25 protein-coding genes are annotated in these 24,964 nt (G+C 69.0%); 4 read left to right on the top strand and 21 right to left on the bottom strand.

The annotated features are described in order from the left end of the window. Positions 1–16 precede the first annotated feature (16 nt). The 4 genes from urtA to AC0QTQ_RS05670 form a co-directional block, all read right to left on the bottom strand. Positions 17–1,291, bottom strand: a complete 1,275-nt coding sequence (urtA, locus tag AC0QTQ_RS05685) for an urea ABC transporter substrate-binding protein (protein ID WP_121530471.1) — start codon at positions 1,289–1,291, stop codon at positions 17–19. A gap of 289 nt (positions 1,292–1,580) precedes the next feature. Next, complete coding sequence (gene ureG / locus AC0QTQ_RS05680; RefSeq protein WP_121530372.1) at positions 1,581–2,207, bottom strand: urease accessory protein UreG; 627 nt, start codon at positions 2,205–2,207, stop codon at positions 1,581–1,583. Beyond that, on the bottom strand, positions 2,204–2,848 hold the full coding sequence (locus AC0QTQ_RS05675) for an urease accessory protein UreF (protein WP_480258655.1): 645 nt from the start codon (positions 2,846–2,848) through the stop codon (positions 2,204–2,206). Before AC0QTQ_RS05675 ends, ureG begins: the two co-directional genes overlap by 4 nt. Then, positions 2,835–3,341, bottom strand: coding sequence for an urease accessory protein UreE (locus tag AC0QTQ_RS05670; protein WP_480258654.1), 507 nt, complete (start codon positions 3,339–3,341; stop codon positions 2,835–2,837). Before AC0QTQ_RS05670 ends, AC0QTQ_RS05675 begins: the two co-directional genes overlap by 14 nt. Before the next feature lie 76 nt (positions 3,342–3,417). Here AC0QTQ_RS05670 and AC0QTQ_RS05665 point away from each other — a divergent pair, with 76 nt between their 5' ends. Beyond that, positions 3,418–3,774: a hypothetical protein gene (locus AC0QTQ_RS05665; RefSeq protein WP_480258653.1), complete on the top strand. Its 357-nt coding sequence runs from the start codon at positions 3,418–3,420 to the stop codon at positions 3,772–3,774. 4 nt (positions 3,775–3,778) lie between these two features. Here AC0QTQ_RS05665 and ureC read toward each other — a convergent pair whose 3' ends face one another. The 6 genes from ureC to AC0QTQ_RS05635 form a co-directional block, all read right to left on the bottom strand. Further along, positions 3,779–5,485, bottom strand: a complete 1,707-nt coding sequence (ureC, locus tag AC0QTQ_RS05660; protein ID WP_480258652.1) for an urease subunit alpha — start codon at positions 5,483–5,485, stop codon at positions 3,779–3,781. Then, a complete protein-coding gene (locus AC0QTQ_RS05655) occupies positions 5,485–5,790 on the bottom strand; it encodes an urease subunit beta (RefSeq protein WP_113900914.1) in 306 nt (101 codons plus the stop codon). Before AC0QTQ_RS05655 ends, ureC begins: the two co-directional genes overlap by 1 nt. Before the next feature lie 9 nt (positions 5,791–5,799). Next, positions 5,800–6,102 carry an urease subunit gamma gene (locus AC0QTQ_RS05650; RefSeq protein ID WP_121530367.1) on the bottom strand — a complete coding sequence of 101 codons (303 nt, stop codon included), beginning with the start codon at positions 6,100–6,102 and terminating at the stop codon, positions 5,800–5,802. 9 nt (positions 6,103–6,111) lie between these two features. Next, the gene (locus AC0QTQ_RS05645) at positions 6,112–6,924 is read right to left on the bottom strand and encodes an urease accessory protein UreD (protein WP_480258651.1); all 813 of its coding nucleotides are present in this window, start codon (positions 6,922–6,924) and stop codon (positions 6,112–6,114) included. Between the two features lie 141 nt (positions 6,925–7,065). Beyond that, positions 7,066–7,524 (bottom strand): Lrp/AsnC family transcriptional regulator, encoded by a 459-nt coding sequence (locus tag AC0QTQ_RS05640; RefSeq protein ID WP_121530366.1) that lies wholly within the window; start codon positions 7,522–7,524, stop codon positions 7,066–7,068. Continuing rightward, a complete protein-coding gene (locus tag AC0QTQ_RS05635; RefSeq protein ID WP_113900917.1) occupies positions 7,521–7,979 on the bottom strand; it encodes an Lrp/AsnC family transcriptional regulator in 459 nt (152 codons plus the stop codon). Before AC0QTQ_RS05635 ends, AC0QTQ_RS05640 begins: the two co-directional genes overlap by 4 nt. Before the next feature lie 125 nt (positions 7,980–8,104). Here AC0QTQ_RS05635 and ilvC point away from each other — a divergent pair, with 125 nt between their 5' ends. The 3 genes from ilvC to AC0QTQ_RS05620 all read left to right on the top strand — a co-directional run bounded on the left by ilvC (position 8,105) and on the right by AC0QTQ_RS05620 (position 10,225). Continuing rightward, on the top strand, positions 8,105–9,127 hold the full coding sequence (ilvC, locus tag AC0QTQ_RS05630) for a ketol-acid reductoisomerase (protein WP_245965157.1): 1,023 nt from the start codon (positions 8,105–8,107) through the stop codon (positions 9,125–9,127). Between the two features lie 84 nt (positions 9,128–9,211). Then, positions 9,212–9,592, top strand: coding sequence for a hypothetical protein (locus AC0QTQ_RS05625; protein WP_480258650.1), 381 nt, complete (start codon positions 9,212–9,214; stop codon positions 9,590–9,592). Between the two features lie 12 nt (positions 9,593–9,604). Beyond that, entirely contained in the window at positions 9,605–10,225 is a 621-nt protein-coding gene (locus tag AC0QTQ_RS05620; protein ID WP_480258649.1) for a sulfotransferase, read from the top strand. Between the two features lies 1 nt (position 10,226). Here the strand turns inward: AC0QTQ_RS05620 and glmM are convergent, their stop codons facing one another. The 11 genes from glmM to AC0QTQ_RS05565 form a co-directional block, all read right to left on the bottom strand. Next, complete coding sequence (glmM, locus tag AC0QTQ_RS05615; RefSeq protein WP_480258648.1) at positions 10,227–11,570, bottom strand: phosphoglucosamine mutase; 1,344 nt, start codon at positions 11,568–11,570, stop codon at positions 10,227–10,229. Then, positions 11,567–12,586 (bottom strand): dihydropteroate synthase, encoded by a 1,020-nt coding sequence (gene folP / locus AC0QTQ_RS05610; protein ID WP_480258647.1) that lies wholly within the window; start codon positions 12,584–12,586, stop codon positions 11,567–11,569. Before folP ends, glmM begins: the two co-directional genes overlap by 4 nt. A gap of 38 nt (positions 12,587–12,624) precedes the next feature. After that, on the bottom strand, positions 12,625–13,554 hold the full coding sequence (locus tag AC0QTQ_RS05605; protein WP_480258646.1) for a dihydroneopterin aldolase: 930 nt from the start codon (positions 13,552–13,554) through the stop codon (positions 12,625–12,627). Positions 13,555–13,649: 95 nt separating this feature from the next. Beyond that, complete coding sequence (locus AC0QTQ_RS05600) at positions 13,650–14,342, bottom strand: cell wall hydrolase (protein ID WP_480258645.1); 693 nt, start codon at positions 14,340–14,342, stop codon at positions 13,650–13,652. Positions 14,343–14,566: 224 nt separating this feature from the next. Beyond that, positions 14,567–17,110, bottom strand: coding sequence for a putative PEP-binding protein (locus AC0QTQ_RS05595; RefSeq protein WP_480258644.1), 2,544 nt, complete (start codon positions 17,108–17,110; stop codon positions 14,567–14,569). Positions 17,111–17,254: 144 nt separating this feature from the next. After that, entirely contained in the window at positions 17,255–17,860 is a 606-nt protein-coding gene (locus AC0QTQ_RS05590) for a glutathione binding-like protein (protein WP_121530357.1), read from the bottom strand. Positions 17,861–17,965: 105 nt separating this feature from the next. Further along, positions 17,966–19,744, bottom strand: a complete 1,779-nt coding sequence (locus tag AC0QTQ_RS05585) for a thiamine pyrophosphate-binding protein (protein WP_480258643.1) — start codon at positions 19,742–19,744, stop codon at positions 17,966–17,968. 101 nt (positions 19,745–19,845) lie between these two features. Then, a complete protein-coding gene (locus AC0QTQ_RS05580) occupies positions 19,846–21,402 on the bottom strand; it encodes an FGGY-family carbohydrate kinase (protein ID WP_480258642.1) in 1,557 nt (518 codons plus the stop codon). After that, a complete protein-coding gene (locus tag AC0QTQ_RS05575; protein ID WP_480258641.1) occupies positions 21,392–22,408 on the bottom strand; it encodes an ABC transporter permease in 1,017 nt (338 codons plus the stop codon). The genes AC0QTQ_RS05580 and AC0QTQ_RS05575 overlap by 11 nt, the downstream gene beginning before the upstream one ends. Continuing rightward, entirely contained in the window at positions 22,405–23,409 is a 1,005-nt protein-coding gene (locus AC0QTQ_RS05570) for an ABC transporter permease (protein ID WP_121530353.1), read from the bottom strand. Before AC0QTQ_RS05570 ends, AC0QTQ_RS05575 begins: the two co-directional genes overlap by 4 nt. After that, a complete protein-coding gene (locus AC0QTQ_RS05565) occupies positions 23,406–24,920 on the bottom strand; it encodes a sugar ABC transporter ATP-binding protein (protein WP_480258640.1) in 1,515 nt (504 codons plus the stop codon). Before AC0QTQ_RS05565 ends, AC0QTQ_RS05570 begins: the two co-directional genes overlap by 4 nt. Positions 24,921–24,964: the final 44 nt, after the last annotated feature.

Below are 24,964 nucleotides of genomic sequence, written 5' to 3'. Positions count from 1 at the left end.
TGGGTGCCGAAGCCGATCAGTAATTCGACTTCAACTGAACGCAGGTCTTGGTGTCGGTGTTGTACATGCCGCATTTGAGCGTCTTCCAGTCCGACGAGAGCACGGCGGATTCGGGCAGGAAGTCGGTCCAGGCATCGCCCGGCACCGGGTCGGTCTGCGAGATGATGTCGAACTGGCCGTCGGCCTGAATCTCGCCGATCAGCACCGGCTTCGTCAGGTGGTGGTTCGGCAGCATCTCGGCCGTGGTGCCGGTGAGGTTCGGGAATTTCTGCCCGATCATCGCATCCTCGACCTTGTCGACATTGGTGGTGCCGGCCTCGGTCACCGCGTTCACCCACATGTTGAAGCCGATATAGGTGGCCTCCATCGGGTCGTTGGTGACGCGCTTGTCGTTGCCGGTATACTTGTGCCAGCCCTCGATGAAGGCCTTGTTCTCGGGCGTGTCGGCGCTTTCGAAATAGTTCCAGGCGGCCAGCTGGCCGACGAGGTTCTTCAGATCACCCTCGCCGAGCCCCGAAAGCTCCTCTTCGCCCACCGAGAAGGCGACGACGGGGATGTCCTCGGCGGTGATCCCCGAGGCCGCGAGTTCCTTGTAGAAGCCGATGTTCGCGTCGCCGTTGATCGTCGAGATCACGCCCACCTTCTTGCCATCGGCGCCAAGCGCCTTGACGTCGGCCACGATCTTCGACCAGTCCGACTGCCCGAAGGGGGTGTAGTTGACGAAGATGTCGCTCTCGGCGATGCCCTTCGACTTCAGATAGGCGGTCAGGATGTTGTTCGTGGTGCGCGGATAGACATAGTCGGTGCCAAGCAGCGCAAATTTCTGCACGCCGAGCTCGTTCAGGAAATAGTCCACCGCCGGGATCGCCTGCTGGTTCGGCGCGGCGCCGGTGTAGAAGACGTTGTAGGAGCTTTCCTCGCCCTCGTATTGCACCGGGTAGAACAGCAGCCCGTTCAGCTCCTCGAGCACCGGCAGCACCGACTTGCGGCTGACCGAGGTCCAGCAGCCGAAGATCACGTCCACCTTGTCGACGGTGATCAGCTCGCGCGCCTTCTCGGCGAACAGCGGCCAGTCGGAGGCCGGGTCGACCACCACCGGCTCGATCTTCTTGCCCAGAAGGCCGCCCTTCTTGTTCTGTTCGTCGATCAGCATCAGGACGGTGTCCTTCAGCGTCGTCTCCGAGATCGCCATCGTGCCCGACAGCGAATGCAGCACGCCGACCTTGATCGTGTCGCCCTCGGCGAGCGCACCGCCCGCCGCGAACAGCGTGGCCAGCGCCGCGCCCGCCATCAGGCTCCCAAACCGCGTCCCAAACCGCATCATCGTGAAAATCCCCCTGTTCCGGCCCGTCGTTCGATGCGCGGGCAGATTGTCGGCCGCCGGTTGCGGCGGCGCGGCCCGGTTCCGGTGCCGCTGAGGACAGCAGAGCGCAGCACGCCGCGCTGCGGCAAGCGGCGGCGCACGGGAGGATCACGTCCCCCGCACGAATTCGTGAATTACGGCCAAAAATTGGGCGAATGCCCGGGCGTCGCGCAACGCCCGGGCACCATTTTGATCAATTTGTCGGTTTTTCTGCCAATCAGGTCGGAATCGCCGCCAGTTCGAGCCCCCCTTCGCGCTCGAGGAAGGCGACGATCTCGGCGATGCCCCGGCCCTGGCGCAGCTGCGCCATGACATAGGGCCGGGCGCCGCGGGCGCGCTGCGTGTCGGATTCAAGCAGCACCGGATCGACGCCGACATAGGGCGCAAGGTCGGTCTTGTTCACCACCAGCAGGTCCGAGCGGGTCACCCCCGGGCCGCGCTTGCGCGGGATGTCCTGCCCCGCCGCGGTGTCGATCACATAGATCGTCAGATCGGCCAGCTCCGGGCTGAAGGTGGCGGCCAGATTGTCGCCGCCCGATTCGATCAGCACGAGGTCGAGATCGGGGAAAGCCGCGTTCAGCTCGGCGATGGCGGCGAGGTTGATCGAGGCATCCTCGCGGATCGCGGTATGCGGGCAGCCGCCGGTCTCGACGCCGCGGATGCGCTCGGCCGGCAGCACCTGCGCGCGCATCAGCGCCTCGGCATCCTCGCGGGTGTAGATGTCATTCGTCACCACCGCCATCGAGCAGCGGCCGGCGAGGGCGCGGCACAGCTGTTCGGTCAGCGTGGTCTTGCCCACGCCCACCGGGCCCCCGATGCCGACGCGAAGCGGTCCGTTCGTCATGTCTTGAAGATCCTCACGTCAAGCGTTTCATGCGCCGCCGCCTGCAGCTCGGCGCGGAAGGCCGCGCTGGCCAGATCGGCGCGCGCGGCCGTGACTGCGCGGGCGGCGAGCGCAGCGATCATCGGGTGCAGGCCGGCCAGCACCGCCTGCCCCGCCGATTGTCCCAAAGGGATAAATCTGACCCCCGCCGAGACGAGGTTCGAGGCGAAGGAATGTTGGAAAAGTGCAATCACTTGCCCGGCCGGAAGGGCCAGTCCGCGCGCCGCCCGGGCCACCGCAAGCGGCAGTGGCAGGGGGGCAAGCGGCACGCCGGTCATCTCGGCCTGCGCCCGGGTGAAGGCCGCGCCCTGCGCCTCGGTCTCATGCAGCCGCTCGGCACTGCCGGCAAGCGCGCGGGCCAGATCGGCGAGCGGCGCCAGATCCTCGCCGCGCAGCGCGCAGGCCAGAAGCACCGCGTCGTTCCAGCCTGCGCCATGGGCGAGGATGTCGGCAAGCCAGTCCGCCAGCGCCGGCGCGTCGCGCACGTCGCCCTCCGCCACCGCCTGTTCAAGCCCGTGACTATAGGCAAAGGCGCCGGTTGGGAAGGCCGGCGACAGCCATTGCACGAGACTGAGCAGGCCAAGCGCCTCAGGGGTGGACATGGAACTGCCCCGGCCCGTGCGAATGCCCCGCCCCGTGCGCATGGCCGTGGTCATGGCCCATCGTCCGCCCCATGCCATAGGCGCCGCCCTCGGGGGCGAAGGGCTCGACCGTCGCGGTGACCCGCGCGCCAAGCTGGCGCAGCATCGCCTCGAGCACGTGGTCGGCGCGGATCACCAGCCGCGTGGGCTCGATCTGGCAGGGCGTGTGGCGGTTGCCGATATGCCAGGCGAGGCGCGCCAGGTCGCCCGAGATGCTCAGCACCGGCTCGAGCCCGCAACGCACCTCGACCAGCCGCCCGTCATCAAGCCGGAACGCCTCGCCGCCGGTCAGGTTCACCACCTCGGGCAGGTCGATAAGGAAGGCGATCCCCCCCGCCGACACCAGCCGCTTGCGGCGCAGGAAACGGCCTTCGTAGTCCAGCGCGACGTGATCGGCCGCGCCCTGCCAGTGGCCCTTCGGCACCACGGACTGCGCATGGGGAAGTTCTGTCATCTCGGACCTTCGCTGTTAGACGTTTCTTAAAGATGGCGGGGCAGGCTGGTGCTTTAACTTCGCGAGGGAGGCGAAGATGCATTTGACACCCCCTGCCGACGAGCTGGTCGCCATTCGGACCGAGATTGCCCGTCTGCGCCGACGCGAGGCCGAACTGCGCGCCGCGTTCCTCACCCGTCCCGACCTGCCGACCGTCGGCCGCTGGCACAAGATCGAGGTGGTGACGCAGCGCAGCCAGGTCTTCGACCCGCGGCTTCTGCCCGACGAGATCCGCCTCGACCCCGGCTATACCCGCGAGAAGGTCTCGCGCGTGCTGCGCTCGTCGCGCCGCACGGCCGAGGAACGGGGACCGGCGATCGCCCTGCCCGACCTTGCCGGCGCCCTGCGCACATTGCCGCGCGCAAGGCTGTTCACCCGGTTCAGCCTGACCTGATCGCTCAGTACAGGAAGTAGCGCTGCGCAAGCGGCAGGCTTTCCGCCGGCTCGCAGACAAGCAGCTCGCCATCGGCGCGCACCTCGTAGGTTTCGGGGTTCACCTCGATCATCGGCGTCGCGGTGTTCAGCATCATGTCCGCCTTGCCGATGCCGCGCGTGCCCTTGACCGCGATCACGTCCTTCTCGAGGCCAAGCCGCCCGCTCACCCCCTCGGCCACCGCCGCCTCGGAGACGAAGGTGGCGCAGCTCGCGGACAGCGCCTTGCCGAAGGCGCCGAACATCGGCCGGGTGTAGAAGGGCTGCGCCGGAATCGAGCCGTTCGGGTCGCCCATCTGCGCCGCGACGATCATGCCGCCCATCAGCACCATCTCGGGCTTGGCGCCGAAGAAGGCCGGATCCCACAGCACCAGATCCGCGCGCTTGCCGACCTCGACCGAGCCGATATGTGCCGCGATGCCATGGGTGATCGCCGGGTTGATCGTGTATTTCGCGACATAGCGGCGGACCCGGAAGTTGTCGTTGGCGCCGGTTTCCTCGGCCAGCCGCCCGCGCTGCTTCTTCATCTTGTCGGCGGTCTGCCAGCAGCGGATGATGACCTCGCCCACGCGCCCCATCGCCTGACTGTCCGAGCTGATGATCGACATCGCGCCCATGTCGTGCAGGATGTCCTCGGCGGCGATCGTCTCCTTGCGGATCCGGCTTTCGGCGAAGGCGACGTCCTCGGGCACCTTGTTGTCGAGGTGGTGGCACACCATCAGCATGTCGAGGTGTTCCTCGATCGTGTTCTTGGTGTAGGGCCGCGTCGGGTTGGTCGAGGACGGGATCACGTTCGGCGCCGAGACGACGCGCAGGATGTCGGGGGCATGGCCGCCGCCCGCGCCCTCGGTGTGGAAGGCGTGGATGGTGCGGCCCTTGAAGGCGGCGAGTGTGTTCTCGACAAAGCCGCTTTCGTTCAGCGTGTCGGTGTGGATCATCACCTGCACGTCCATCGCATCGGCCACCGACAGGCAGCAGTCGATCGCCGCGGGCGTTGTGCCCCAGTCCTCGTGCAGCTTGAGCGAGCTTGCCCCCGCCTTCACCATCTCCTCGAGCGCCTCGGGCAGCGAGGCGTTGCCCTTGCCGGCCAGGGCAAGGTTCATCGGGAAGGCCTCGAAGCTTTGCAGCATCCGGCCGATGTGCCACGGCCCCGGGGTGCAGGTGGTGGCAAGCGTGCCATGCGCGGGTCCGGTGCCGCCGCCGAGCATCGTCGTCACGCCCGAGGCCAGCGCATCCTCGATCTGCTGCGGGCAGATGAAATGGATATGCGCATCCATGCCGCCCGCGGTCAGGATCTTGCCCTCGCCCGCGATGATCTCGGTGCCCGGCCCGATGATCAGCGTGACGCCGGGCTGGGTGTCGGGGTTGCCCGCCTTGCCGATGCCGGCGATCCGGCCCGAGCGCAGCCCGACATCGGCCTTGTAGATGCCGGTATAGTCGACGATCAGCGCATTGGTGATCACCGTGTCCATCGCCCCCGCGGCACGGCTGATCTGGCTTTGCCCCATGCCGTCGCGGATCACCTTGCCGCCGCCGAATTTCACCTCCTCGCCATAGGTGGTGAGATCCTTCTCGACCTCGATGATCAGGTCGGTATCGGCCAGGCGCAGCCGGTCGCCGGTGGTGGGGCCGAACATGTCGGCATAGGTGGCGCGGGAAATCGTTGCGGGCATCAGAGGTCCCCCATCACGGTCTGGTTGAAGCCGAACACCTTGCGCGCGCCCCGATAGGGCACCAGCCGCACTTCGCGGGTCTGGCCCGGCTCGAAGCGCACCGCGGTGCCCGCGGCGATGTCCAGCCGATAGCCGCGCGCGGCGGCGCGGTCGAAGCTGAGGCCCGGGTTGGTTTCGGCGAAATGGTAATGCGAGCCCACCTGCACCGGCCGGTCGCCGGTGTTCGAGACGGTGAGGGTGATCGCCTCGAGCCCCTCGTTCAGGGTGATCACGCCTTCGGCGGGGAAGATTTCTCCGGGGATCATCGCGGCACCTCAGCGGATCGGATGGTGAACGGTGACGAGCTTGGTGCCGTCGGGGAAGGTCGCCTCGACCTGGATCGAGTGGATCATCTCGGGGATGCCCTCCATGCACTGCTCACGGGTCAGCACCTGGGCGCCGGTCTCCATCAGCTCGGCGACCGAGACGCCGGCGCGCGCGCCCTCGACCACGAAGTCCGAGATGATCGCGATCGCCTCGGGGTGGTTGAGCTTCACGCCGCGCTCGAGCCGGTTGCGCGCCACGATGGCGGCAAGGCTGATCAGCAGCTTGTCCTTTTCACGGGGGGTCAGGTTCATCGTTCCCTCTTACAATTGCCAGACGCGCGGCGGGGCAGCACCCCGGCGCAGCGCATCCATCAGCTTCAGGATCTGTCGGCGCAGCGGCCAGCCGTCACGGGCCAGCAGCCGCACCACGCATTTGCCGTCAAAGCCCGAGGCAGCGCCTTCAACCCCGGGTTCGGCCAGCGCCGCGCGGGCGGCCGCGACCGCATCCTCGCCCCCCGGGGCGCAGAGCACCAGCGTCGCGAAGGCACGGGCGGGACCCAGGATCGCCGCACGCGGCCCACGGGCCAGAATGTTCGAATTCAGCGCGAAAGGCTCGAAAAACACCGGTTTTCCGGCCCGCAGGATGGTGCGATGGTCGGAAAACTGCAAGGTCTCTACCGTCTCGCCCATCGCAGCCCGGCCTAGGACCACCGCCTCGAGCAGCAGGCAGGAGGCATCGGGGGCAAGCTCGATCACCGTCTCGCGGGCAAGGTTCGCCGCCTCGAACAGGATCGTCTCCTGCGGCACCCAGTCGAGCGATCCGCCCGGACCGACCTTGTGGTGCACGGTGACACGGGCGGGGCCGGCGTTGGCGCGATAGGCGCGCTCGGCCGCCTGGGTGGTGGTCACGGCGCGCGCGCCGCCCTCGAGTGTCACGGCATAGGAGAGCGTATCGCCCGAGGTCAGCCCGCCCGAGGTGTTGAGAAACACCACCTCCGGCACGCCGCGCACCCGCGGCAGCAGCGCCTTGCCCGAGCCCTTCTGCCGCAACCCGGTCAGGCGCACGCCATCAAAGGCCACGGCGGCCTCGCCATGGCTGCGCTGCATGCGGGACTGGCCGGCTGTGTCGAACATCATTTCCTCTCGCCCCGATCCAATCCCCGGCGTGCGGGAAGGTCCATCCCGCGCCCTGCGGCACCCTCTGCCCTGGCGAAGGCACGAGGCCGTAATGCCCGCCAGAATGGCGCCATGCCCACAAAGCGGGCAATTTGAAAATCAGCCAAGCGGCCCCGGCAGCCGCTCCTCCGACAGCAGCACATTCGCCTCGACCTGGCCAAGCCCGGGCAAGGTCATGATCCGCCGCCGCAGCACGCGTTCGAAATCCGCGATGTCGCGGGCGCGCACCTTGATGCGATAGTCGAAGAGGCCCAGCACATGCTGCACCACCTGCACCTCGGGGATGGCGGTCACCGCGCGCTCGAAATCCTCGAGGCTGACGCGGCCCTTGGTCGCCAGCTTCACCCCCAGGAACACCGTCACCCCGAAGCCGAGCGCGGCATGGTCCAGCACCAGCCGCCGCCCGGCGATCACCCCGGCCTCTTCAAGCCGCCGGATCCGGCGCCAGCAGGCGGGCTGCGACAGGCCCAGCCGGCGGCCAAGTGCCCCCGCGCTCAGCGTCGCATCGGCCTCGAGCGCGCGCAGGATCGCCCGGTCGGTATCGTCGAGCGCGATCACAGCGGCAGCTCCGCACTGTCCTTGATCGTCGAGATCAGCATCAGCGCCTCGGTGTCCTGGATATGCGGCAAGGTCAGGATCCGGGCGCGATAGATCTCCTGCCAATGCGCCATGTCGCGGGCGATCACGTTCAGCCGCACATCGGTCTGACCGAGGAAGGTCTGGATCTCCAGCACCTCCGGCACCTCGCGCGCGGCGGCCAGAAACTCGTCGAAGGCGCGCGGATGGGTCTTGTCGAGGGTGAAGCGCAGGCTCACCTCGACCTCCCAGCCAAGCGCGCGCCAGTCGATCACCGCCTGCGCGCCACGGATCACCCCGCCCTCGCGCAACCGTTCGAGCCGGCGCCAGCAGGTCGCGGTGGTCACCCCCGCCCGCTCGGCCAGATCCGCCGTCGCCATCGCCGGTTCCGCCAGCAACTGGCGCAGAATCCTCCGGTCGGTATCGTCGATGAGCATGAATATTCCGCCAATGCCGATTTTCAGGAATGATCTTTAACGCATCACGCGAAAATCTTCAAACAATGAACCGACAATCTTCGCAAGGCGCCTATCCTGTGCGCATCAAGCAATGGAGGAGCGCCATGCGCGTCTACTACGATCGCGATTGCGATGTGAACCTGATCAAGGACAAGAAGGTCGCCATCCTGGGCTATGGCTCGCAGGGCCACGCCCACGCGCTGAACCTGCGCGACTCGGGTGCGAAGAACGTGGTCGTCGCGCTGCGCGAAGGCTCGCCCTCGGCGAAGAAGGCCGAAGCCGAAGGCCTGAAGGTCATGGGCATCGCCGAAGCCGCCGCCTGGTGCGACGTGATCATGTTCACCATGCCCGACGAGCTGCAGGCCGCGACCTACAAGAAATACGTGCATGACAACCTGAAGGAAGGCTCCGCCATCGCCTTCGCCCACGGTCTGAACATCCACTTCGGCCTGATCGAGCCGAAGCCGGGCGTCGACGTCATCATGATGGCGCCGAAGGGCCCGGGCCACACCGTGCGCGGCGAATACGTCAAGGGCGGCGGCGTGCCCTGCCTCGTGGCGGTGGCGCAGGATGCGACCGGCAAGGCGATGGACATCGCGCTAAGCTATGTCTCGGCGATCGGTGGCGGCCGCTCGGGCATCATCGAGACCAACTTCCGTCAGGAATGCGAAACGGACCTCTTCGGCGAACAGGCCGTGCTGTGTGGCGGCGTGGTCGAGCTGATCCGCATGGGCTTCGAGACGCTGGTGGAAGCCGGCTACGAGCCCGAGATGGCCTATTTCGAATGCCTGCACGAGATGAAGCTGATCGTCGACCTGATCTACGAAGGCGGCATCTCGAACATGAACTACTCGATCTCGAACACCGCCGAATACGGCGAGTATGTCTCGGGCCCGCGCGTTCTGCCCTACGAAGAGACCAAGGCCCGCATGAAGGCGGTGCTGACCGACATCCAGAACGGCAAGTTCGTGCGTGACTTCATGCAGGAAAACACCGTCGGCCAGCCCTTCTTCAAGGCGACCCGTCGCATCAACGACGAACACCTGATCGAACAGGTCGGTGAGAAGCTGCGCGGCATGATGCCGTGGATCGCCAAGGGCAAGCTGGTCGACAAGGCCCGCAACTGATCCTTGCGACAGTGAACCACGGACGGGGCGCCTTGCGGGGCGCCCCTTTTGTTTCTACGCTGCGCGCGCAGAAGGAGAGCAGCGATGGCCGAACTGACGGAACGAGAGATCGAGAAGATCGAGGCGGAACGCGCGAAGATCTTCACCGCGCCGTGGTTTGGCGACCTCGTCGCCGGCCGGCTGGGTCTGGGCGATACCTTCTGGATCGGCAATTACGGCGTGCTTCTGGGCGTGGTGCCGCTGGTGGTGCTGATCTCGGGCCTGCTCTATGCGCAGCTGCCCGACCTGCTGACTCCCTTCTTGCGGCTTTTCGCGGCGGCGCTCGGCCTGTGGCGGCTGGTCACGCTGCGCGCGCTGGCAAAGGCACGCGCCCGCCTTGGCGCCCGCGGCGCCTGGCCCATCGTCGGACTGATCTGGACGCTGGGCGAGGCGATCGCTGCGGTCGTCTACGCCGCGACGCTCTGACCGGGGGCACCGATGGACGGAACGTCCGACGCGCGCCGCCTGCCGAAGCTGCTTGTCGTCGGCTTCCCGAAATCGGGCACCAGCACGATCCAGCGCGCGCTCGAGGAAAGCGGCCTCGTCAGCGCGCACTGGATGTGGCGCAACCGCCCGGTCGGCCGGCTGATCTATGACGGCTGGTTCTCGCGCGGCGATCCTCTGGCGCTGCTGGAGGGCGTCGACGCGGTGACGCAGATGGATTTCTGCATGCCCGCGCAGGGGGTGAACCTCTGGCCGAACCTCGACATCGCGCTGCTGCTGACGATCCGCCGGCTGCATCCCGACTGCCGCTTCATCCTGAACTATCGCCCGCCGCAGGCGACCGAAAACAGCTTTGGCCGCTGGAACACGCTGGTCGAGCGGATCACCGAAAGCGACATCCCGGGCCTGCCCCGCGGCCGCGGTGGCCGCCCGGGCGAGGTGACGCGCTGGATCGGGGCGCATCTCGACGCGATGCGGCAGGTCTTTGCGGGCGATCCGAATTTCCTCGAACTCGACATCACCGCGCCGGACGCGGCCGAGAGGCTGGGCGCCTTCCTCGGCCACGAGATCCGCTGGTGGGGGGTGGCGAACGCGAACCCCGACGGCAAGCGCTGAGTTACGCCGCCGCCTCGACCGCGGCGACGATGCCGTCGACGGTCTCGGACAGCAGCGCCGCATCCTCGCATTCCGCCATCACCCGGATCAGCGGCTCGGTCCCCGACTTGCGGATCAGCAACCGGCCCTGACCGGCCAGACGCGCCTCCGCCTCGGCGATCACTTTTCGAACATTCTCGGTCGAGAGAGGCTCTTGCCCGGCAGCATAGCGCACATTCTTCAACAATTGCGGCACGGTCTCGAATTGCTGGGTCAGTTCCGAGGCGCGCGCCCCGCTTTCCGCCATCGCGGCGAGGAACTGCAGCCCCGCCATCAGCCCGTCGCCGGTGGTGGCATAGTCGGTCATCACGATATGCCCCGACTGCTCGCCGCCCAGATTGAAGCCGCCCTCGCGCATCCGCTCGACGACATAGCGGTCGCCGACCTTGGTGCGCTCGAGCCGCAGCCCGCGGCCGGACAGGAAGCGTTCGAGCCCGAGGTTCGACATCACCGTCGCTACCAGCGCGCCGCCGCGCAGCCTGCCCTCTTCCGCCCAGCGGCGGGCGAACAGCGCCATGATCTGGTCGCCATCGGCCACCTGCCCGCGCTCGTCGAGGATCATCACCCGGTCGGCATCGCCATCGAGCGAGATCCCCAGATCGGCGCCATGGCGCAGCACCGCCTCGGAGGCGGTCTCGGTATGGGTCGAGCCGCAGCGGTCGTTGATGTTGTGCCCGTTCGGAGTGACGCCCACCGGGATCACCTCGCAGCCCAGCTCCCAAAGCACCTCGGGCGCCGCCTTGTAAGAAGCACCGTTGGCGCAGTCGATCACCACCTTCATCCCGGACAGCCGGCCACGCGCCGGGAAGGTGGTCTTGGCATATTCGACATAGCGCCCGACGCCGTCGTCGATGCGCTTCGCCCGGCCGATGTTGTGCGGCTGCGCCGGGCGGATCTCGCCGGCGACGATCGCCTCGATCTCGGCTTCGGCCTCGTCCGACAGCTTGAACCCGTCGGGCCCGAAGAACTTGATGCCGTTGTCCTTGGCGGGGTTGTGGCTGGCCGAGATCATGATCCCGAGATCGGCGCGCATCGAACGGGTCAGATAGCCCACCGCCGGCGTCGGCACCGGGCCGAGCAGCAGCACGTTCATCCCGGTCGAGGTCAGCCCCGCGGTCAGCGCGTTCTCGAGCATATAGCCCGACAGCCGCGTATCCTTGCCGATCACCACGCGGTGGCCGTTGCCGGCGTCACGGCGGAAGTAGCGCCCCGCCGCGGCGCCGAGTTTCAGCGCCATCTCGGCGGTCATCGGCCAGCTGTTGGCCTCGCCCCGCACCCCGTCGGTGCCGAAAAGCTTGCGCGTCATTGCTCGTACCCTTTCGTGATCGCGTTCCACAGCCGGACGCCCTGGGCGATCTCGGCGACATCGTGCACGCGGTGGATCTGTGCCCCCTGCGCGATCCCGGCGAGCGTCACGGCCAATGTGCCGGGCATCCGCGCCTCGGCGGTCTCGACCCCCGCGACGGTGCCGATGAAGCGCTTGCGCGACACGCCCAGAAGGATCGGGCAGCCGAGCCCGTGGAACAGGCCAAGACCGCGAATGAGCGCCAGGTTGTGCGCCACGGTCTTGCCGAAGCCGATGCCCGGATCGACGACGATCTGCTCGCGCGCGATGCCCTGCGCCTCGGCGAGCGCGATGCGGTCCTCGAGATAGTCATAGACGTCGAGCAGCACATCGCCGTACTTGGGGTCGTCCTGCATCGTCTCGGGCAGGCCCTGGGCGTGCATCAGGCAAATCGGCAGGCCGGTGATCGCCGCCAGTTCCGCCATCGCCGGATCGAATTCCATCGCCGAGACGTCGTTGAGCATCTCGGCCCCGGCCTCGACCGCGGCATCGGCGACCAGCGCCTTGCGGGTGTCGATCGAGATCGGCAGCGGGAAATCCTCGTCGCGCAGCGCGGCAATCACCGGGGCGGTGCGGTCGATCTCCTCGTCCTCGGGCACTTCCTGCGCGCCGGGGCGGGTGGATTCGCCGCCGATGTCGAGGATGTCGGCCCCGGCCTCGGCCAGCGCGCGGGCATGGTCGAGCGCGATCTCCTCGTCGTCATAGCGGCCGCCATCCGAGAAGCTGTCGGGGGTGACGTTCAGGATGCCCATGATCCGCGGCGCGTCCATGCTCAGACCGGCGACCGGGCGGCGCGGCGCGCACAGGCGTTCGGCCACCTCGGGCGGCAGATGGGTTGCAGGCAGGATCTCGCTCTCGCCACCACGGCCGAGGACTTCGACCTCGGTGAACCAGCACCAGCCGCCGGCAAGCGGCAGGGCACCTTCGGGGCGGAGGGCATCGGACTGGACGAGCGGGCGGTAATACGGACGGGTCATGCCGCCCGTATCGCGCGCGCAGCCCGGCTTGGCAAGCGTCAGACCGGCACCGAGACGACCGGCACGCGGCTTCCTGCCGGGGCTGAAACATCGCCGTGAAGTTCCAGCCGCAGCGCCGCGCTCTGCTCGGCCAGCCACAGCGCCAGCGCCACCGCGTCGCGCGCCGGCCCCTTCGGGCCGTCGACCGCGTCGAGCACGATCTTCGAGGGCGCCCAGACCACCATCTCGCCGTTGCGCATCGCCCAGTCGATCTCGGTGCGGGTCGCGACGACCATGCAGCGGCGGTCGCGCGCGGCGAGCCGCCAGGCGTTCTGCTCGATCGCCAGAAGGTCGATGCGCCGCTGCGTCGGGCGCTGCCCGGTTTCGGGCACGGGGGTGTCGGGCAGACCCACGGTCAGGATCACCGGCGCGCCCGAGGCCGCCAGCCGGTCAAGCCGTGCGCCAAGGTCGGGTGCCGCGATCGCGGCATTCGTCAGATAGGCCACCACCGGGTGCAGCGCCTCGGCCCCCTGCCCCTCGTGCGCCGCCACCGGCACCGAGGCGCGCGAGCGCACGATCTCGACGCCAAGCGCCCCCGGGCCGCGGTCGAGCTTCTCGATCCGGACGAAGACGCGCATCGCTTGCGGTTCGGCCAGGATCCGTTCGGCCACGCGCTCGGCCAGCGTCTCGAGCAGGTTCAGCCGCTCGGCCGCCAGCTCGGCCGCGATCGCCTCGGTGATCCGGTCATAGCTGAGGATGCGGTCGACGTCGTCATCGAGCGGCGCCGGCGCCGGGCGCACCTCGACCACCACGTTGAAGCGCAGCCGCTGGCCGTGGCCACGCTCCTGCTGGAAGGCACCGATATCGGCGGTGACCACATGGTCGCGCAGCGAGATCCGGTCGCGCGGATCGGCCGAGGCGGAGGCGATCGCCCGCTCTTCGGGATGGGCGAAGGCCAGCGAGGTGTCGGAGATGGGATCGGGTGTCATCGGCGTCCTGTGCAGTCACGCCCCGCCGTTATAGAAACGGGGCGGGCAAAGGCCCACCCCGAAACGTCATTCTTCAGGCCTGAAACGACCCCACCTCAGTTCGAGGCAGTCTGGATCGGTCGGCGATAGAACAGATGCGCGCCGATCGACGCGGTGTTGACGAAGCGGTTCGACCAGCTCGGGCGGACGCTGCGGGCGTGGAAGAAGGTCGCGCCGTCGGTCAGACTGCGCGGCATCCCGTCCAGCATCGCCCGCGCGACCTTGGCGACCTGCTCGTAGGTTGCATCGCGGCGCACGGCATCCGAACGGCCGTCACAGGCCCAGCTGAACTGGCAGCTGCCACCGGCACGCTGATGCACGACACCGCAGATGGTGTGGGGGAACCGGCCGTCGTCGACACGGTTGAGGATGACCTCGGCCACGGCCTGCTGGCCTTCGACACTTTCGCCGCGGGCCTCGTGATAGAGGGCGCTGGCGAGGCACTGGAACTGCTGGTCACCGCCGGCGGGAACCGGCTGGGCAGCGAGCCAGTCCTCGGTGAGGACATCGGGCGCCTCCCCGGCTTTCGGGCGGGGCGCGGTGGTGATTGCGGAAATCCGGCTCGCTGGAACCGAATCGAACCCGCTGCGTTCCTGGGACAGCAGCGCGACAAGGCTCGACTGAGCGAAGCCGGGCTGCGCAATCCCGATGGGGTCGTTTGACTGGCTTACCGTAACTTCGGCACGCAAGCCTCCGGCAAGGGCAAGGAGGAGCACCGCTCCACCCGTCCAGCTTTTCAGCACTGACATGTGTATCTTCCGATAAGGACGTCGCCCCGACAAATGCCGGGACCCGGCGCTCATAGCCCAGATGGCTGCACCGCGTCTACCTACCGATTTGAAAACAAGGACTTCCTTCCGCCTTTACGGCGGAATTCCGCTGACTGGCGCCCCGAATCACCCCCGGAGCCACGTTTCTGTGAGTAGTCCCGCGCCGGGCGAAATGCCAGTGGAATCAGCGAAAAAACGCAAGATCAGGGGCCCGCGCGATGCTTCGGCGCAAGAAGGGCGAAATGCGCGGCGGCAAGGCGGGCAACCGGCACCCGGAAGGGGGAACAGGACACATAATCGAAGCCCGCGGCGCGGCAGAAGGCGATCGATTCGGGGTTGCCGCCATGCTCGCCACAGACCGAGATCGTCACGTCGGGCCGCGCGCCCTTGCCCCGCCCGGCGCCGATCAGCAGCAGTTCCCCCACCCCCTCGACGTCGAGGATGTGGAACGGGTCCTCGGCATAGACGCCCTGGTTGACATAGGTCGACATGAAGCGCCCGGCGTCGTCGCGCGACAGGCCATAGGTCATCTGCGTCAGGTCGTTGGTGCCGAAGGAGAGGAAATGCGCGTGTTCGGCGATCTCGCCCGCGCGCAGCGCGGCGCGCGGCGTTTCCACCATCACGCCGAGGCGATAGGTGAACTCGGCCTTCATCTCGGTGCGCACCGCGGCCGCCACCGCGTCGATCCGGGTCTTGACGATCTCGACCTCGCGCGCGGCCGAGACCAGCGGGATCATCACCTCGGGCACCACCTTGGCGCCGCGCCGGCTGGCCTCGACCGCGGCCTCGAAGATCGCGCGGGCCTGCATGTCGTAGATCTCGGGCACGGTCACGCCAAGGCGCACGCCGCGCATGCCCAGCATCGGGTTGAATTCGGACAGCGCCTCGCAACGCCGTGTGACCTCGCTCAGCGGACGGTCGAGCGCCTCGGCCAGCTCGCGCATCCCCTCGCGGTCATGCGGCAGGAACTCGTGCAACGGCGGGTCGAAGAGCCGGATGCAGACCGGCTGGCCCGCCATGATGTCGAAGAGCGTGATGAAGTCGGCGCGCTGCATCGGCAGCAGCCGTTCCAGCGCGATGCGCCGGTCGTTCGGCGTGTCGGCAAAGATCATCTCGCGCATCAGCGTCAGGCGATCCTCGTCGAAGAACATGTGCTCGGTGCGGGCAAGGCCGATGCCCTCGGCCTCGAACATCCGCGCGGTGCGGGCGTCCTCGGGGGTGTCGGCATTCGCCCGCACCCCGATGTCGCGCACATTGTCGGCCCAGTGCAGCAAGGTGCGGAACCCGTCGTCGAGCGCCGGCTCCAGCATCTCGGCCGCACCCGCCAGCACCTCGCCATTGGTGCCGTCGAGGGTGATCACGTCGCCCTCGCGGAAGATCCGCCCGCCGGGCGCCAGCATCACCTTCTCGCGCGGGTTGATCGAGATGTCGGCACAGCCCGCGATGCAGGGCAGGCCAAGCCCGCGCGCGATCACCGCGGCGTGGCTGGTCATGCCGCCACGCTCTGTCAGCACGGCGACGGCGGCGTGCATGCCGCGGATGTCCTCGGGCACGGTCTCGCGCCGCACCAGGATGCAGGGTTCGTCCCGCGCGGCCGAGGCCTGGGCGGCGGCGGCGGTGAAGACGATGCGGCCGGTGGCGGCGCCGGGGCTGGCCGCGATGCCGCGGGCAAAGCGGTCGCGCGCGCCGCGCGGGTCGACCTGATAGTGCAGAAGCTCCGACAGGGCCCGCGGCTCGACCCGCAAGAGCGCCTCCTCGCGGCTGATGATGCCGTCCTTTGCCAGCGCCACGGCGATCTTCACCGCCGCCCTGGCCGAGCGCACCACCCGCACCGCATCGATCACCGAGACCCGGCCGCCCTCGACCGCGAATTCGATCTGCATTTCCTCGCGCAGCTTCGCGCGGCAGGCGAGGCCATAGCCCTGAAGCTCGGCGAAGACCTCGGGCGAGGCCTCCTCGAGCGAGGCGCCGCGCGGGTCGCGGGTGAGGTAAAGCGTCTCGACCGAGGCCTTGCGGCCCTGGCTCTGGCCGCGGAAGCGGCCGGTGATGCGGCGCGCGCCGGTGACGCCATCGGCGAATTGCATCGTGCCCGAGCCCGACAGCCCCGGCCCGATGCCAAGCGCCATGCGCTGCACCAGAAGGCCCAGCACCGCCTCGAGCGGCGCGCCCTTCGCCTGACGCAGAAGCCGCGCCGTCGTCCCCTCCCAGGCCCGCGCCATCGAGCGCAGCACCTCGCCCAGCTGCCGCGCCGGCGATTGCGGGAAGTCCTCGTCGGTCTCGGCGCGATAGGTGGCGAGCGCCGAGGCGAGCGCCCCCGGCCCCGGCTCGTCATGGAACATGTCGGGATCGAGCCGCGCGACATGGGTCGCGTAATTCTGCACGAAGCGCAGATAGAGCGCGTCGGCCGCCTCGCGCCCGTGGCTGTCGGTCAGCCGCGCGTGCATCGCGTCGTTCATGCCGACGTTCAGCACCGTGCCCGGCCCGCCCCATTCGGGGTTTTCCGGGCTCGAGCGCACCGAGACAAGGAAGTCCGGGCCGAAGACTGCCGCCAGTTTCTCGGTGTCGGGCAATTGCCCGGCGACGATCGCGCGCACCGTCTCGGAGGGCAGCGCCACGGTCTGCGGCACCGGCAGATCAAGCCGGATCAGCCGTTGCAGGCACTTCGCCCGCCAGCCATGGCGCGCGATGCTGATCTGCGCCGAGGGCGTCAGCGTGACGAATTCAGCGAAGTCAGCATGTTTCTGCATTGCAGCAATCCCCCGGTCCCCCGCAGGATATGCGGAAACGCGCCCCGTGCAAGTGCGACGATCAAGTGACGGACGCAACGTCGGTGCCGCCGCGTCAGCCAAAGCACGGGAAAGCCCGCCCGGAAGACCCGGACAGGCCCGTTCTCAGATCAGCCCTTCGGCCCGCAGCGCCGCCTGTGCGGCCGGCCGCGCCATCACCCGCGCGCGCAGTGCCAGCGCCTTCGGGCAGGCCGACAGGTCAAGTTTCAGCGCCAGCCCCCAGCCGAGGATGGTGGCGACATAGGCGTCTGCCTGGGTGAAATCGGGGCCGAGCCAATAGCCCTCGCCCGCCGGCATCATCGCCTCGAGCTCGCCCAGACGGCGGCTCACCCGCGCCATCACCATCGCCCGCGTCTCCTCGGACATGTTCGGGGCGAAGAGACCACTGAAGGCCGCGTGCAGGTCCGAGCAGAAGCCGAGCGCCTCGTGCAGCCGCGCCCGCGCGATCGTGCCGCAGGCGGGTTTCAGCGCGGCAATCTGCGACAGATCGCCGAGGAAGGGCAGGATCGCCGCGTTCTGGGTCAGCACCGTGCCGTCATCGAGCTCGAGCGCCGGCACCGCGCCGCGCGGGTTGATCTCGAAATAGTTGCGCCCGCCGGCGGTCACCTTGCCCTGCAGATCGACCGCCTCGGTCTCGAAGGGCACGCCCATCTCGCACAGCACGATATGGGAGGCGAGCGAACAGGCGCCGGGCTTGTAGTAGAGTTTCATTCTCGGTCCTCGGAAAACAGGTCGTCCCCCCGATCTAGCAGCCCTGCCCGGCGCGGCAATGGCAACCGCCCCCGGATCGCTCCGGGGGCGGCGAATATCCTCGCGTCACTCGGCAAGGTCGGGCGAGACCTTCCAGTCGCGCAGCTTGTAGACGGTGCCCGGCCGCGGGAAGGGCGTGTCCGACTTCTCGCGCAGGCGCCGCTTGAACGAGTGGATCGGCGTCGCGCGGTCGTCGATGCGGATCTCGACCACCGAGGGTCCGTCATGGGCGAAGGCACGGTCGAGCGCCGGGCCGATCTCGTCGGGGGTCTCGACATAGATCCCGAGAAGACCAAGCGCCGCCGCCGCCCCGGCATAGCCCGGCTTCACGCTTTGCGTTTCCAGCACCGCCGATTGCACGTTGTTGAAGTAGAGCTCCTGCCACAGCTGGATCCAGCCGAGCTTGCCGTTGTTGATGACCACGTTGACGATCCGCTGGCCATATTGCGCCTGCGTCGCAAGCTCGCCCACGGTGTAGGAAAAGGCGCCGTCGCCCGCGACGGTGACGATGCGCGCATCGGGCCGCACCGCCGCCGCGCCGATCGCCGCGGGCACCGAATAGCCAAGCCCGCCCTGCCCGCGCGCGAACAGGAACTGCCGCCCCGCCCGCTTCGCCGGGATGTAGCCCGAGATCCAGCCCGCCGAGAACGAGGCGTCCGAGACCACGATATCCTCGGCGCCGAGCCGGCGCGCGATCTCGTCCATCACCCGCGGCGGCTGGATCGGCATCCGGTCGCTCTCGATCTCGGCGCGCTTGTCGGCGTCGCAGGCGGCCTTCACCTCGGCGATGCGGGCGCGCCATTCGGGATGGGCCGGGATCTCGGCCAGCGCCGCGTCGATCGCCGCCACCGTCTCGCGCACATCACCGAGCAGCGCCACCGTCGGGCGGAAGGTGCGGCCATGTTCGAGCGGGTCGGCGTCGATGGTGATCGTCGCCTGCTCGGGCAGCGGCAGCGACCAGTTCATGCCGGTGTTCTGGCTGACCTTGGAGCCGCACCAGATCACCAGATCGGCCTCGCGGACGAGATCGATCGCCGCCTTCGAGCCGAGCGGGTTCAGCACCCCCGCCGCATAGTCGCGGGTCTCGGGGACCGAGCCCTTGCCCGAGAGCGAGGTGACGACCAGCCCGTCGAGCCGGTCGGCGAAGGCCGTCACCTCGGCCGTGGCCTCCGATCCGTGCACGCCACCGCCGCACACGAGCGCCGGCCGCTTCGCGCGCCGGATCAGCGCCGCGGCGCGGGCGATCTCGCCATGCGGGGCGCAGCTGCGCAGATAGGGGATCTGCCGGGCGCGGTCGTCGATGCGGATCTTCAGCACCTCCTCGTCCCACTCGGCATCGAAGATGTCATGCGGGATGATCAGCGCGACCGGCCCCGGCCGCGGCGCGGTGGCGATGCGGAAGGCGGTGCGGATCAGCTCGGGCAGCGCGGTGACCGAGGGCACGAGGAACGCCTCCTTGGTGCAGGTCTTGAAGAAGGAGAGCTGGTCGAAGCCCTGGCTCGCGATGCCCTTCTCCTTCAGCGGCAGCCAGTCGAGCGGCAGCTCGCCGATGATGCCGATCATCGGGATCGAGGCGTTCAGCGCCTCGAGGAAGCCCGCGGGCAAGAGGTTGGCGCCGGGGCCCACCGTGACGTCGCAGATCCCGGGCTTGCCGGTCAGCCGCGCATAGGCGTCGGCGGCATAGGCGGCGTTGCGTTCGTCGCGCATCAGGATGTGGCGGATGCGGTCGGTGCGGCGCGAGATCCCGTCATGCAGCGCCGTGGTCTGCCCGCCGGGCATGCCGTAGACATACTCGACCCCGTATTGCGCCAGCATTTCCGCAATGAGGTCACCGATATGAGCCATGATCTTTCCTTTCGTCAGGCATCGTTGGGCCGTGCCGCGACGCAGGGCGCGCCGCAGCCGGCAGGAGGCAAGGTCGTGAATGGTGTGTGGTCGGCCCGGGATCAGGCGGGCACGGCGGCCGGCGGCGCCGCCACCGGCGCGGGGCTCGCCCGGCTGCGCGCCGCCATCCGGTGCATTAGCGGCCGCAGCGCGGCATGGGTTTCAAGGTAAAGGTCAAGCTGCGCGCGGAACTGCGCGGTGCGCCCGGGGTCGGGATGCACCTCGTCGCGGATCCGCACCATCCGGTCCGCCGCCGCCTCGAGCGAGGGATGCAGCCCCGCCCCCACCGCCGCCGCGATCGCGGCGCCGAAGGCGGTGGCGTCGCCCACCTCGGGGATGCGCAGCGGCGTGCCGGTGGCATCGGCGTGCATCTGCACCCAGAAGGGCGAGCGCAGCGCCCCGCCCGCGAGCGTCATGCTGTCGACGGCAAGTCCCTTCGCGCTCAGCCGGCCGAGGATGTTCGCGGTGCCAAGCGCCACCGCCTCCATCAGCGCCCGCGTCACATCGGCGCGCGAATGCTTGAGCGTCAGCCCCCAGATCGCGCCCTGCAGGTCGTAATCGGTGAAGGGGTTGCGATTGCCCTGCCAGAAGTCGAGCACGACGAGCCCGTTCGCCCCGGCCGGCGCCGCCTCGGCCTCGGCCAGCAACGGCCCATAGCCGTCGCCCGCCTCGTGCAGAAGGTCATGCCACCAGCGCAGGATCGCCCCCGACGAGACCTGCCCGCCCTCCATCACGAAACGCCCGCGGGTGACGCAATCGGGATGCGGGCCGAAGAGGCCCTCGATCTCGACATCCTCGGCCACCACCGGCAGCACCAGATGCGAGGTGCCGGTGATGAGGGCGGTCTCGCCCGGGCGCAGGGTGTTGAGCCCGACCATCGCGACATAGGCGTCGGTGCCGCCCGCCACCACCAGCACATCCGCGGGCAGCCCGGTCTCGGCCGCGGCCGCAGCGCAAAGCGGCCCGATCGGATCGCCAAGCGCGGGCATCTCGGACGGGAACCGCGCGGTGATGCCCTGAAGCCCGATCGCATTCAGGAAATCCTCGGGCCAGCCGCCGGCGCGCGGGTCATAGAACCAGCGGTTGATCGTCAGGTTCTGCCCGAGCGTCAGCCGGCCCGACAGTTTCAGCGCCAGATAATCGGCCATCTCGACGAACCAGCGGGTGCGGGCAAACCGCTCGGGCGCCTCTTCGCGCTGCCACAGGATCTTCGGCAGCGCGGTCTCGGCGCTGACCCCGGCGCGCGAGCGGCGCAGCGCGGCATGGCCCGTCGCCTCGATCCGGCGCGCCTGCGGCGAAGCGCGGTTGTCCATCCACAGGATCGCCTCGGCCACCGGCTCGAGATCGGCATCAAGCGCGACCAGCGTGCTCGAGGTGCCGTCGGCGCAGATCGCGGCGATGCGGGCGGGGTCGATCCGGGCGCGTTCGACCGCTTCGCGGATCGCGCCGCAGGCCGCGCGCCACCAGTCGGCCGGCGCCTGCGTCGCCCAGCCCGGGCGCGGGTAGTGGGTGGGGTAGTCGCGCGTTGCCATGGCAAGCACCTGCCCCGCCGCATCGCACACCAGCGCCCGTGCGCCGCCCGTGCCGCAATCAAGCCCGATGGTGATGTCACGCGCCATCGGCATGCCCTCCCGCGCCGTGGTGGCGAGCGGCCAGCGTGGCAACCGCAAGCCCGATCAGCAGCAGCGCCCCCTGGATGATCTGGCGCTGGTAGTCCGGCAGGCCGAGCAGCGCCGTGCCGCTGAACAGCACCCCGATGAAGAGCGTCGCGGTCAGCGTGCCAAGGATGTTCGGCTTGCCCACCCGCACCATCATGCCGCCGAGCAGCACCACGGTGAGCCCGTTGATCAGGTAGGGCCCGCCGATCATCGGCTGCCCCGAGGCGAGATGCTCGGCGAGCAGCACACCCGCGGCGGCCGCACTCACCCCCGAGAGGGCGAAAAGCAGCACGCCAAGCCCCACCACCGGCACGCCGACGCTGCGCACCGCGGCCTCGTTCTGCGCCATGGCATAGATATAGCGCCCCATCGCCAGCCGCTCCTGCACGACCCAGGCCAGCGCCGCGATCAGCAGGACCGGCACCACCACCGGCGGCACCGCGCCCCCGAGCACCGGGTCGAGCAGCGGTGCGAGCGGCCCCGGCGCCTCGATCCGGATCACCGTGCCCTTGCCGAGCGCCGCCGCGATCGAGGCGCAGATCCCCGCGGTCGAGATCGTGACGATCAGCGCGGGCAGCCGCATCGCCGAGACGAGCAGCCCGTTCACCACGCCGACGACCAGCCCCGCCGCCAGCGCCGCGCCGATCGCCGCGCCCCAGCCCCAGCCCTGCGCCAGGCTCCAGGCGCAGATCATGTTGGCGAGCGCCGCGACCTGCATGAAGCTGACGTCGATCTTGCCCGCGGCGATCACCCAGGTCAGGCCGAGCACCATCACCGCCATCACCGAGAAGGATTTCAGCATGGCCGCGATATTGCCGGCGTCGAGGATCTGCGGCCGGACGCTCGCCACCGCGAGGGTCAGCACCACCACCGCCGCCGGCAGCCACAGATCGGTCGTCAGCCGCGCCATGCGCCGGCGCAGGGTGCCGCCCGGGCGGGTCGTCTTGTCGATATAGGTCATGGTCATGCCCTGTTCTCCGATTTCCGCGCCGCGCGCGGGCGCAGCAGGCCAAGCCCGGTGATCCACTCACGCAGGCTGTCCGAAAAGGCGATCACACCGCCCAGCAGGATCAGGCTGACGACCCCGTCGCTGTAGTAGTAGGGCACCCCCATCAGCGCGAAGCCGTCGAGCAGCATGGTGATGAGCAAGATCCCCCCGAAGGTGGCGACGACCGAGGTTCCGCCCATCACCGCAGCACCGAGGAACACCCCGGCATAGGCCGGCATCATCAGGTTCGCGCCCTTGTTGGTCTCGGCATTGCCCGATTCCGCGAGGATCAGCAGCACCGCCAGAACCGTGCACAGCGCGCACAGCACATAGGCGAGCGCCACGAAGCGCCGCGTCGCGATGCCCGAGAAATGCGCCGCGACCGGGTTCTCGCCGGTGGCATAGAAGGCCATGCCGGTGCGGGTGCGGCTCATCACGAACCAGGCCGCGGCATAGACCGCGAGCAGGATCCACAGCGACACGCCAAGCCCCAGCAGCCGGGCATCGTTGAGGTCGGTGATGCCGCTCTGGAAGAAGTTCTGGAAGATCGAGCGCCCGCCCGTGTAGAGGAACGCCAGCCCGCCGCAGATCGAGCCGACGGCGATGGTGGTGACGATGTCGGGCAGCTCGAAATAGCTGATCGCGATGCCCGAGATGGCGCCCAGCACCGCACCGAGCGCCAGCCCGCCCATGATCGCCGCCCAAAGCGGCAGCCCGGCGGCGATCAGCGCCCCCATCGACATCGCCGCAAAGGCCGCGATGCCGGCGATCGACAGGTCGAACTTGCGCACGATCACCACGAAGGTGAGGCCAAGCGCGGCAAGCCCGTTCGCCGCCATGTGCCGGGCGATGCCGCTCAGGCTGGCGTGGCTCAGAAAGCGCGGCTCGATCAGCGCGAAGACCGCGCCCACCCCCAGCACCAGCGCGACAAAGCCCAGAACCCGGGCCGCGCCGCGGAAATGATCGTTCAGCCGGCTCATGCCGCAACCTCCCCCATGATCCCCGCCATCAGCAGGTCGTCGCGGCTGAAGCCGCGTGCCCCCGGCGCCACCAGACGCCCCTTGTGCAGCGCCACGGTGCGGTCGGCGACGCCGTGCACCTCGTCGCAGTCGCTCGAGATCACCACCACCGCGGCGGTCCGGGCGAGCGCACGCATCTGCGCATAGATCTTCGCCCGCGCACCGATGTCGACGCCGACCGTGGGCTCGACGAAGATGTAGATGTCGGCCTCGCTGTAGAGCCCCTTCGCCAGCACGATCTTCTGCTGGTTGCCGCCGGAGAAGCCGCTCGCCGGCGTGGTCAGGCTTGGCGGATGCAGCGCCACCTGGCGTGTCAGCTCCTGCGCGTCGCGGCGCAGCCTTCCGCGGCGCAGCGCCCAGAACCCGCCCGAGGCGCGGCGCAGGTTGGCGAGCGGCACGTTGAACAGCGCCGGCCGGCTCAGCGCCAGCCCCTCGCTGCGCCGGTCGCCCGGCACGAGGAAGATCCCGGCATCGAGCGCCGCGCGCGGCGAGTGCAGCGCCACCTCGCGGCCATGCACGCGGATCGTGCCGCGCGCGGCCGGCAGCGCGCCGAAGATCGTCTTCGACAGCTCGTCGCAGCCCGACCCCACCAGCCCGAAGATGCCGAGGATCTCGCCGCGCCGGGCCTGAAGGCTGATGTCGGTGAATTCATGCGGCCGGCCGAGCCCCTCGAGCTCAAGCAGCGCCTCGCCCGCGGGCGCCCCGGCCTTCGGCGGGAACACGTCCCCCACCGCCTCGCCCAGCATCAGCTCGGCCAGAGACACCCGGCTTTCGCGCGCGTCGGCGACGCTCATCCGCGCCACGCAGGTGCCGGCACGGAACACCGAGAAGCTGTCGGCGATGGCAAAGACCTCTTCCAGCTGGTGGGTGATGTAGATGATCGAGATGCCGCGAGTCTTGAGCTGGTTCATCAGCGCGAAGAGGTCCTCGCGCTCGACCTCGGTGAGCGTCGAGGTCGGCTCGTCGAGGATCAGCACGCGGATGCCGTCGACGGCAAGCGCCTGCAGGATCGCCACCGCCTCGCGCTCGACCGCGGACATCTGCCCGACTTCCTGCCGCAGGTCGAGCGGCACGGCAAAGCGCGCCAGCAGCGCCTCGGCCCGGGCCTCGAGCGCGGCGCGGTCGATGCGGGCGAACAGCCCGCGCCCGGCGGTCTCGCGGCCGAGGAAGATGTTGTCGAGCCCGCTCATGTCGGCCACGAGCTCGGGGTGCTGCTGCACCGTGGCGATGCCGGCGCGGATCGCGTCCTCGGGGGTGCGGAAATGCACCTCGCGGCCGGCGACGGTCAGGGTGCCGCCGTCTTTCTGGATGATCCCCGAGAGGATCTTGATGAAGGTGGATTTTCCCGCGCCGTTGATGCCGAGCAGGGCGTGCACCTCGCCCGGCCCGACGTGGAAGTCCACGCCGCGCAGGGCCTGCACCGGGCCGAACCGCTTCGACACATCGGACGCCGTCAGAACGGGCGTTGCCATGGCTTCAGTTCCTCATGTTGCGTTTGCGGGCCGCGGGCGGGGGT

Source organism: Paenirhodobacter sp. YD-8, from assembly GCF_056590935.1.
Note: the sequence above shows the minus strand (reverse complement) of the source record. Positions and strands in the feature narration are given on the sequence as shown.

Excerpts from the sequence above, each read along its gene's own strand:
- urtA (WP_121530471.1), bottom strand. The coding sequence starts at position 1,291 with ATGGCGGGCGCGGCGCTGGCCACGCTGTTCGCGGCGGGCGGTGCGCTC.
- ureG (WP_121530372.1), bottom strand. The coding sequence starts at position 2,207 with ATGACGAACGGACCGCTTCGCGTCGGCATCGGGGGCCCGGTGGGCGTG.
- AC0QTQ_RS05675 (WP_480258655.1), bottom strand. The coding sequence starts at position 2,848 with ATGTCCACCCCTGAGGCGCTTGGCCTGCTCAGTCTCGTGCAATGGCTG.
- AC0QTQ_RS05670 (WP_480258654.1), bottom strand. The coding sequence starts at position 3,341 with ATGACAGAACTTCCCCATGCGCAGTCCGTGGTGCCGAAGGGCCACTGG.
- AC0QTQ_RS05665 (WP_480258653.1), top strand. The coding sequence starts at position 3,418 with ATGCATTTGACACCCCCTGCCGACGAGCTGGTCGCCATTCGGACCGAG.
- ureC (WP_480258652.1), bottom strand. The coding sequence starts at position 5,485 with ATGCCCGCAACGATTTCCCGCGCCACCTATGCCGACATGTTCGGCCCC.
- AC0QTQ_RS05655 (WP_113900914.1), bottom strand. The coding sequence starts at position 5,790 with ATGATCCCCGGAGAAATCTTCCCCGCCGAAGGCGTGATCACCCTGAAC.
- AC0QTQ_RS05650 (WP_121530367.1), bottom strand. The coding sequence starts at position 6,102 with ATGAACCTGACCCCCCGTGAAAAGGACAAGCTGCTGATCAGCCTTGCC.
- AC0QTQ_RS05645 (WP_480258651.1), bottom strand. The coding sequence starts at position 6,924 with ATGTTCGACACAGCCGGCCAGTCCCGCATGCAGCGCAGCCATGGCGAG.
- AC0QTQ_RS05635 (WP_113900917.1), bottom strand. The coding sequence starts at position 7,979 with ATGCTCATCGACGATACCGACCGGAGGATTCTGCGCCAGTTGCTGGCG.
- ilvC (WP_245965157.1), top strand. The coding sequence starts at position 8,105 with ATGCGCGTCTACTACGATCGCGATTGCGATGTGAACCTGATCAAGGAC.
- AC0QTQ_RS05625 (WP_480258650.1), top strand. The coding sequence starts at position 9,212 with ATGGCCGAACTGACGGAACGAGAGATCGAGAAGATCGAGGCGGAACGC.
- AC0QTQ_RS05620 (WP_480258649.1), top strand. The coding sequence starts at position 9,605 with ATGGACGGAACGTCCGACGCGCGCCGCCTGCCGAAGCTGCTTGTCGTC.
- glmM (WP_480258648.1), bottom strand. The coding sequence starts at position 11,570 with ATGACGCGCAAGCTTTTCGGCACCGACGGGGTGCGGGGCGAGGCCAAC.
- folP (WP_480258647.1), bottom strand. The coding sequence starts at position 12,586 with ATGACCCGTCCGTATTACCGCCCGCTCGTCCAGTCCGATGCCCTCCGC.
- AC0QTQ_RS05605 (WP_480258646.1), bottom strand. The coding sequence starts at position 13,554 with ATGACACCCGATCCCATCTCCGACACCTCGCTGGCCTTCGCCCATCCC.
- AC0QTQ_RS05600 (WP_480258645.1), bottom strand. The coding sequence starts at position 14,342 with ATGTCAGTGCTGAAAAGCTGGACGGGTGGAGCGGTGCTCCTCCTTGCC.
- AC0QTQ_RS05595 (WP_480258644.1), bottom strand. The coding sequence starts at position 17,110 with ATGCAGAAACATGCTGACTTCGCTGAATTCGTCACGCTGACGCCCTCG.
- AC0QTQ_RS05590 (WP_121530357.1), bottom strand. The coding sequence starts at position 17,860 with ATGAAACTCTACTACAAGCCCGGCGCCTGTTCGCTCGCCTCCCATATC.
- AC0QTQ_RS05585 (WP_480258643.1), bottom strand. The coding sequence starts at position 19,744 with ATGGCTCATATCGGTGACCTCATTGCGGAAATGCTGGCGCAATACGGG.
- AC0QTQ_RS05580 (WP_480258642.1), bottom strand. The coding sequence starts at position 21,402 with ATGGCGCGTGACATCACCATCGGGCTTGATTGCGGCACGGGCGGCGCA.
- AC0QTQ_RS05575 (WP_480258641.1), bottom strand. The coding sequence starts at position 22,408 with ATGACCATGACCTATATCGACAAGACGACCCGCCCGGGCGGCACCCTG.
- AC0QTQ_RS05570 (WP_121530353.1), bottom strand. The coding sequence starts at position 23,409 with ATGAGCCGGCTGAACGATCATTTCCGCGGCGCGGCCCGGGTTCTGGGC.
- AC0QTQ_RS05565 (WP_480258640.1), bottom strand. The coding sequence starts at position 24,920 with ATGGCAACGCCCGTTCTGACGGCGTCCGATGTGTCGAAGCGGTTCGGC.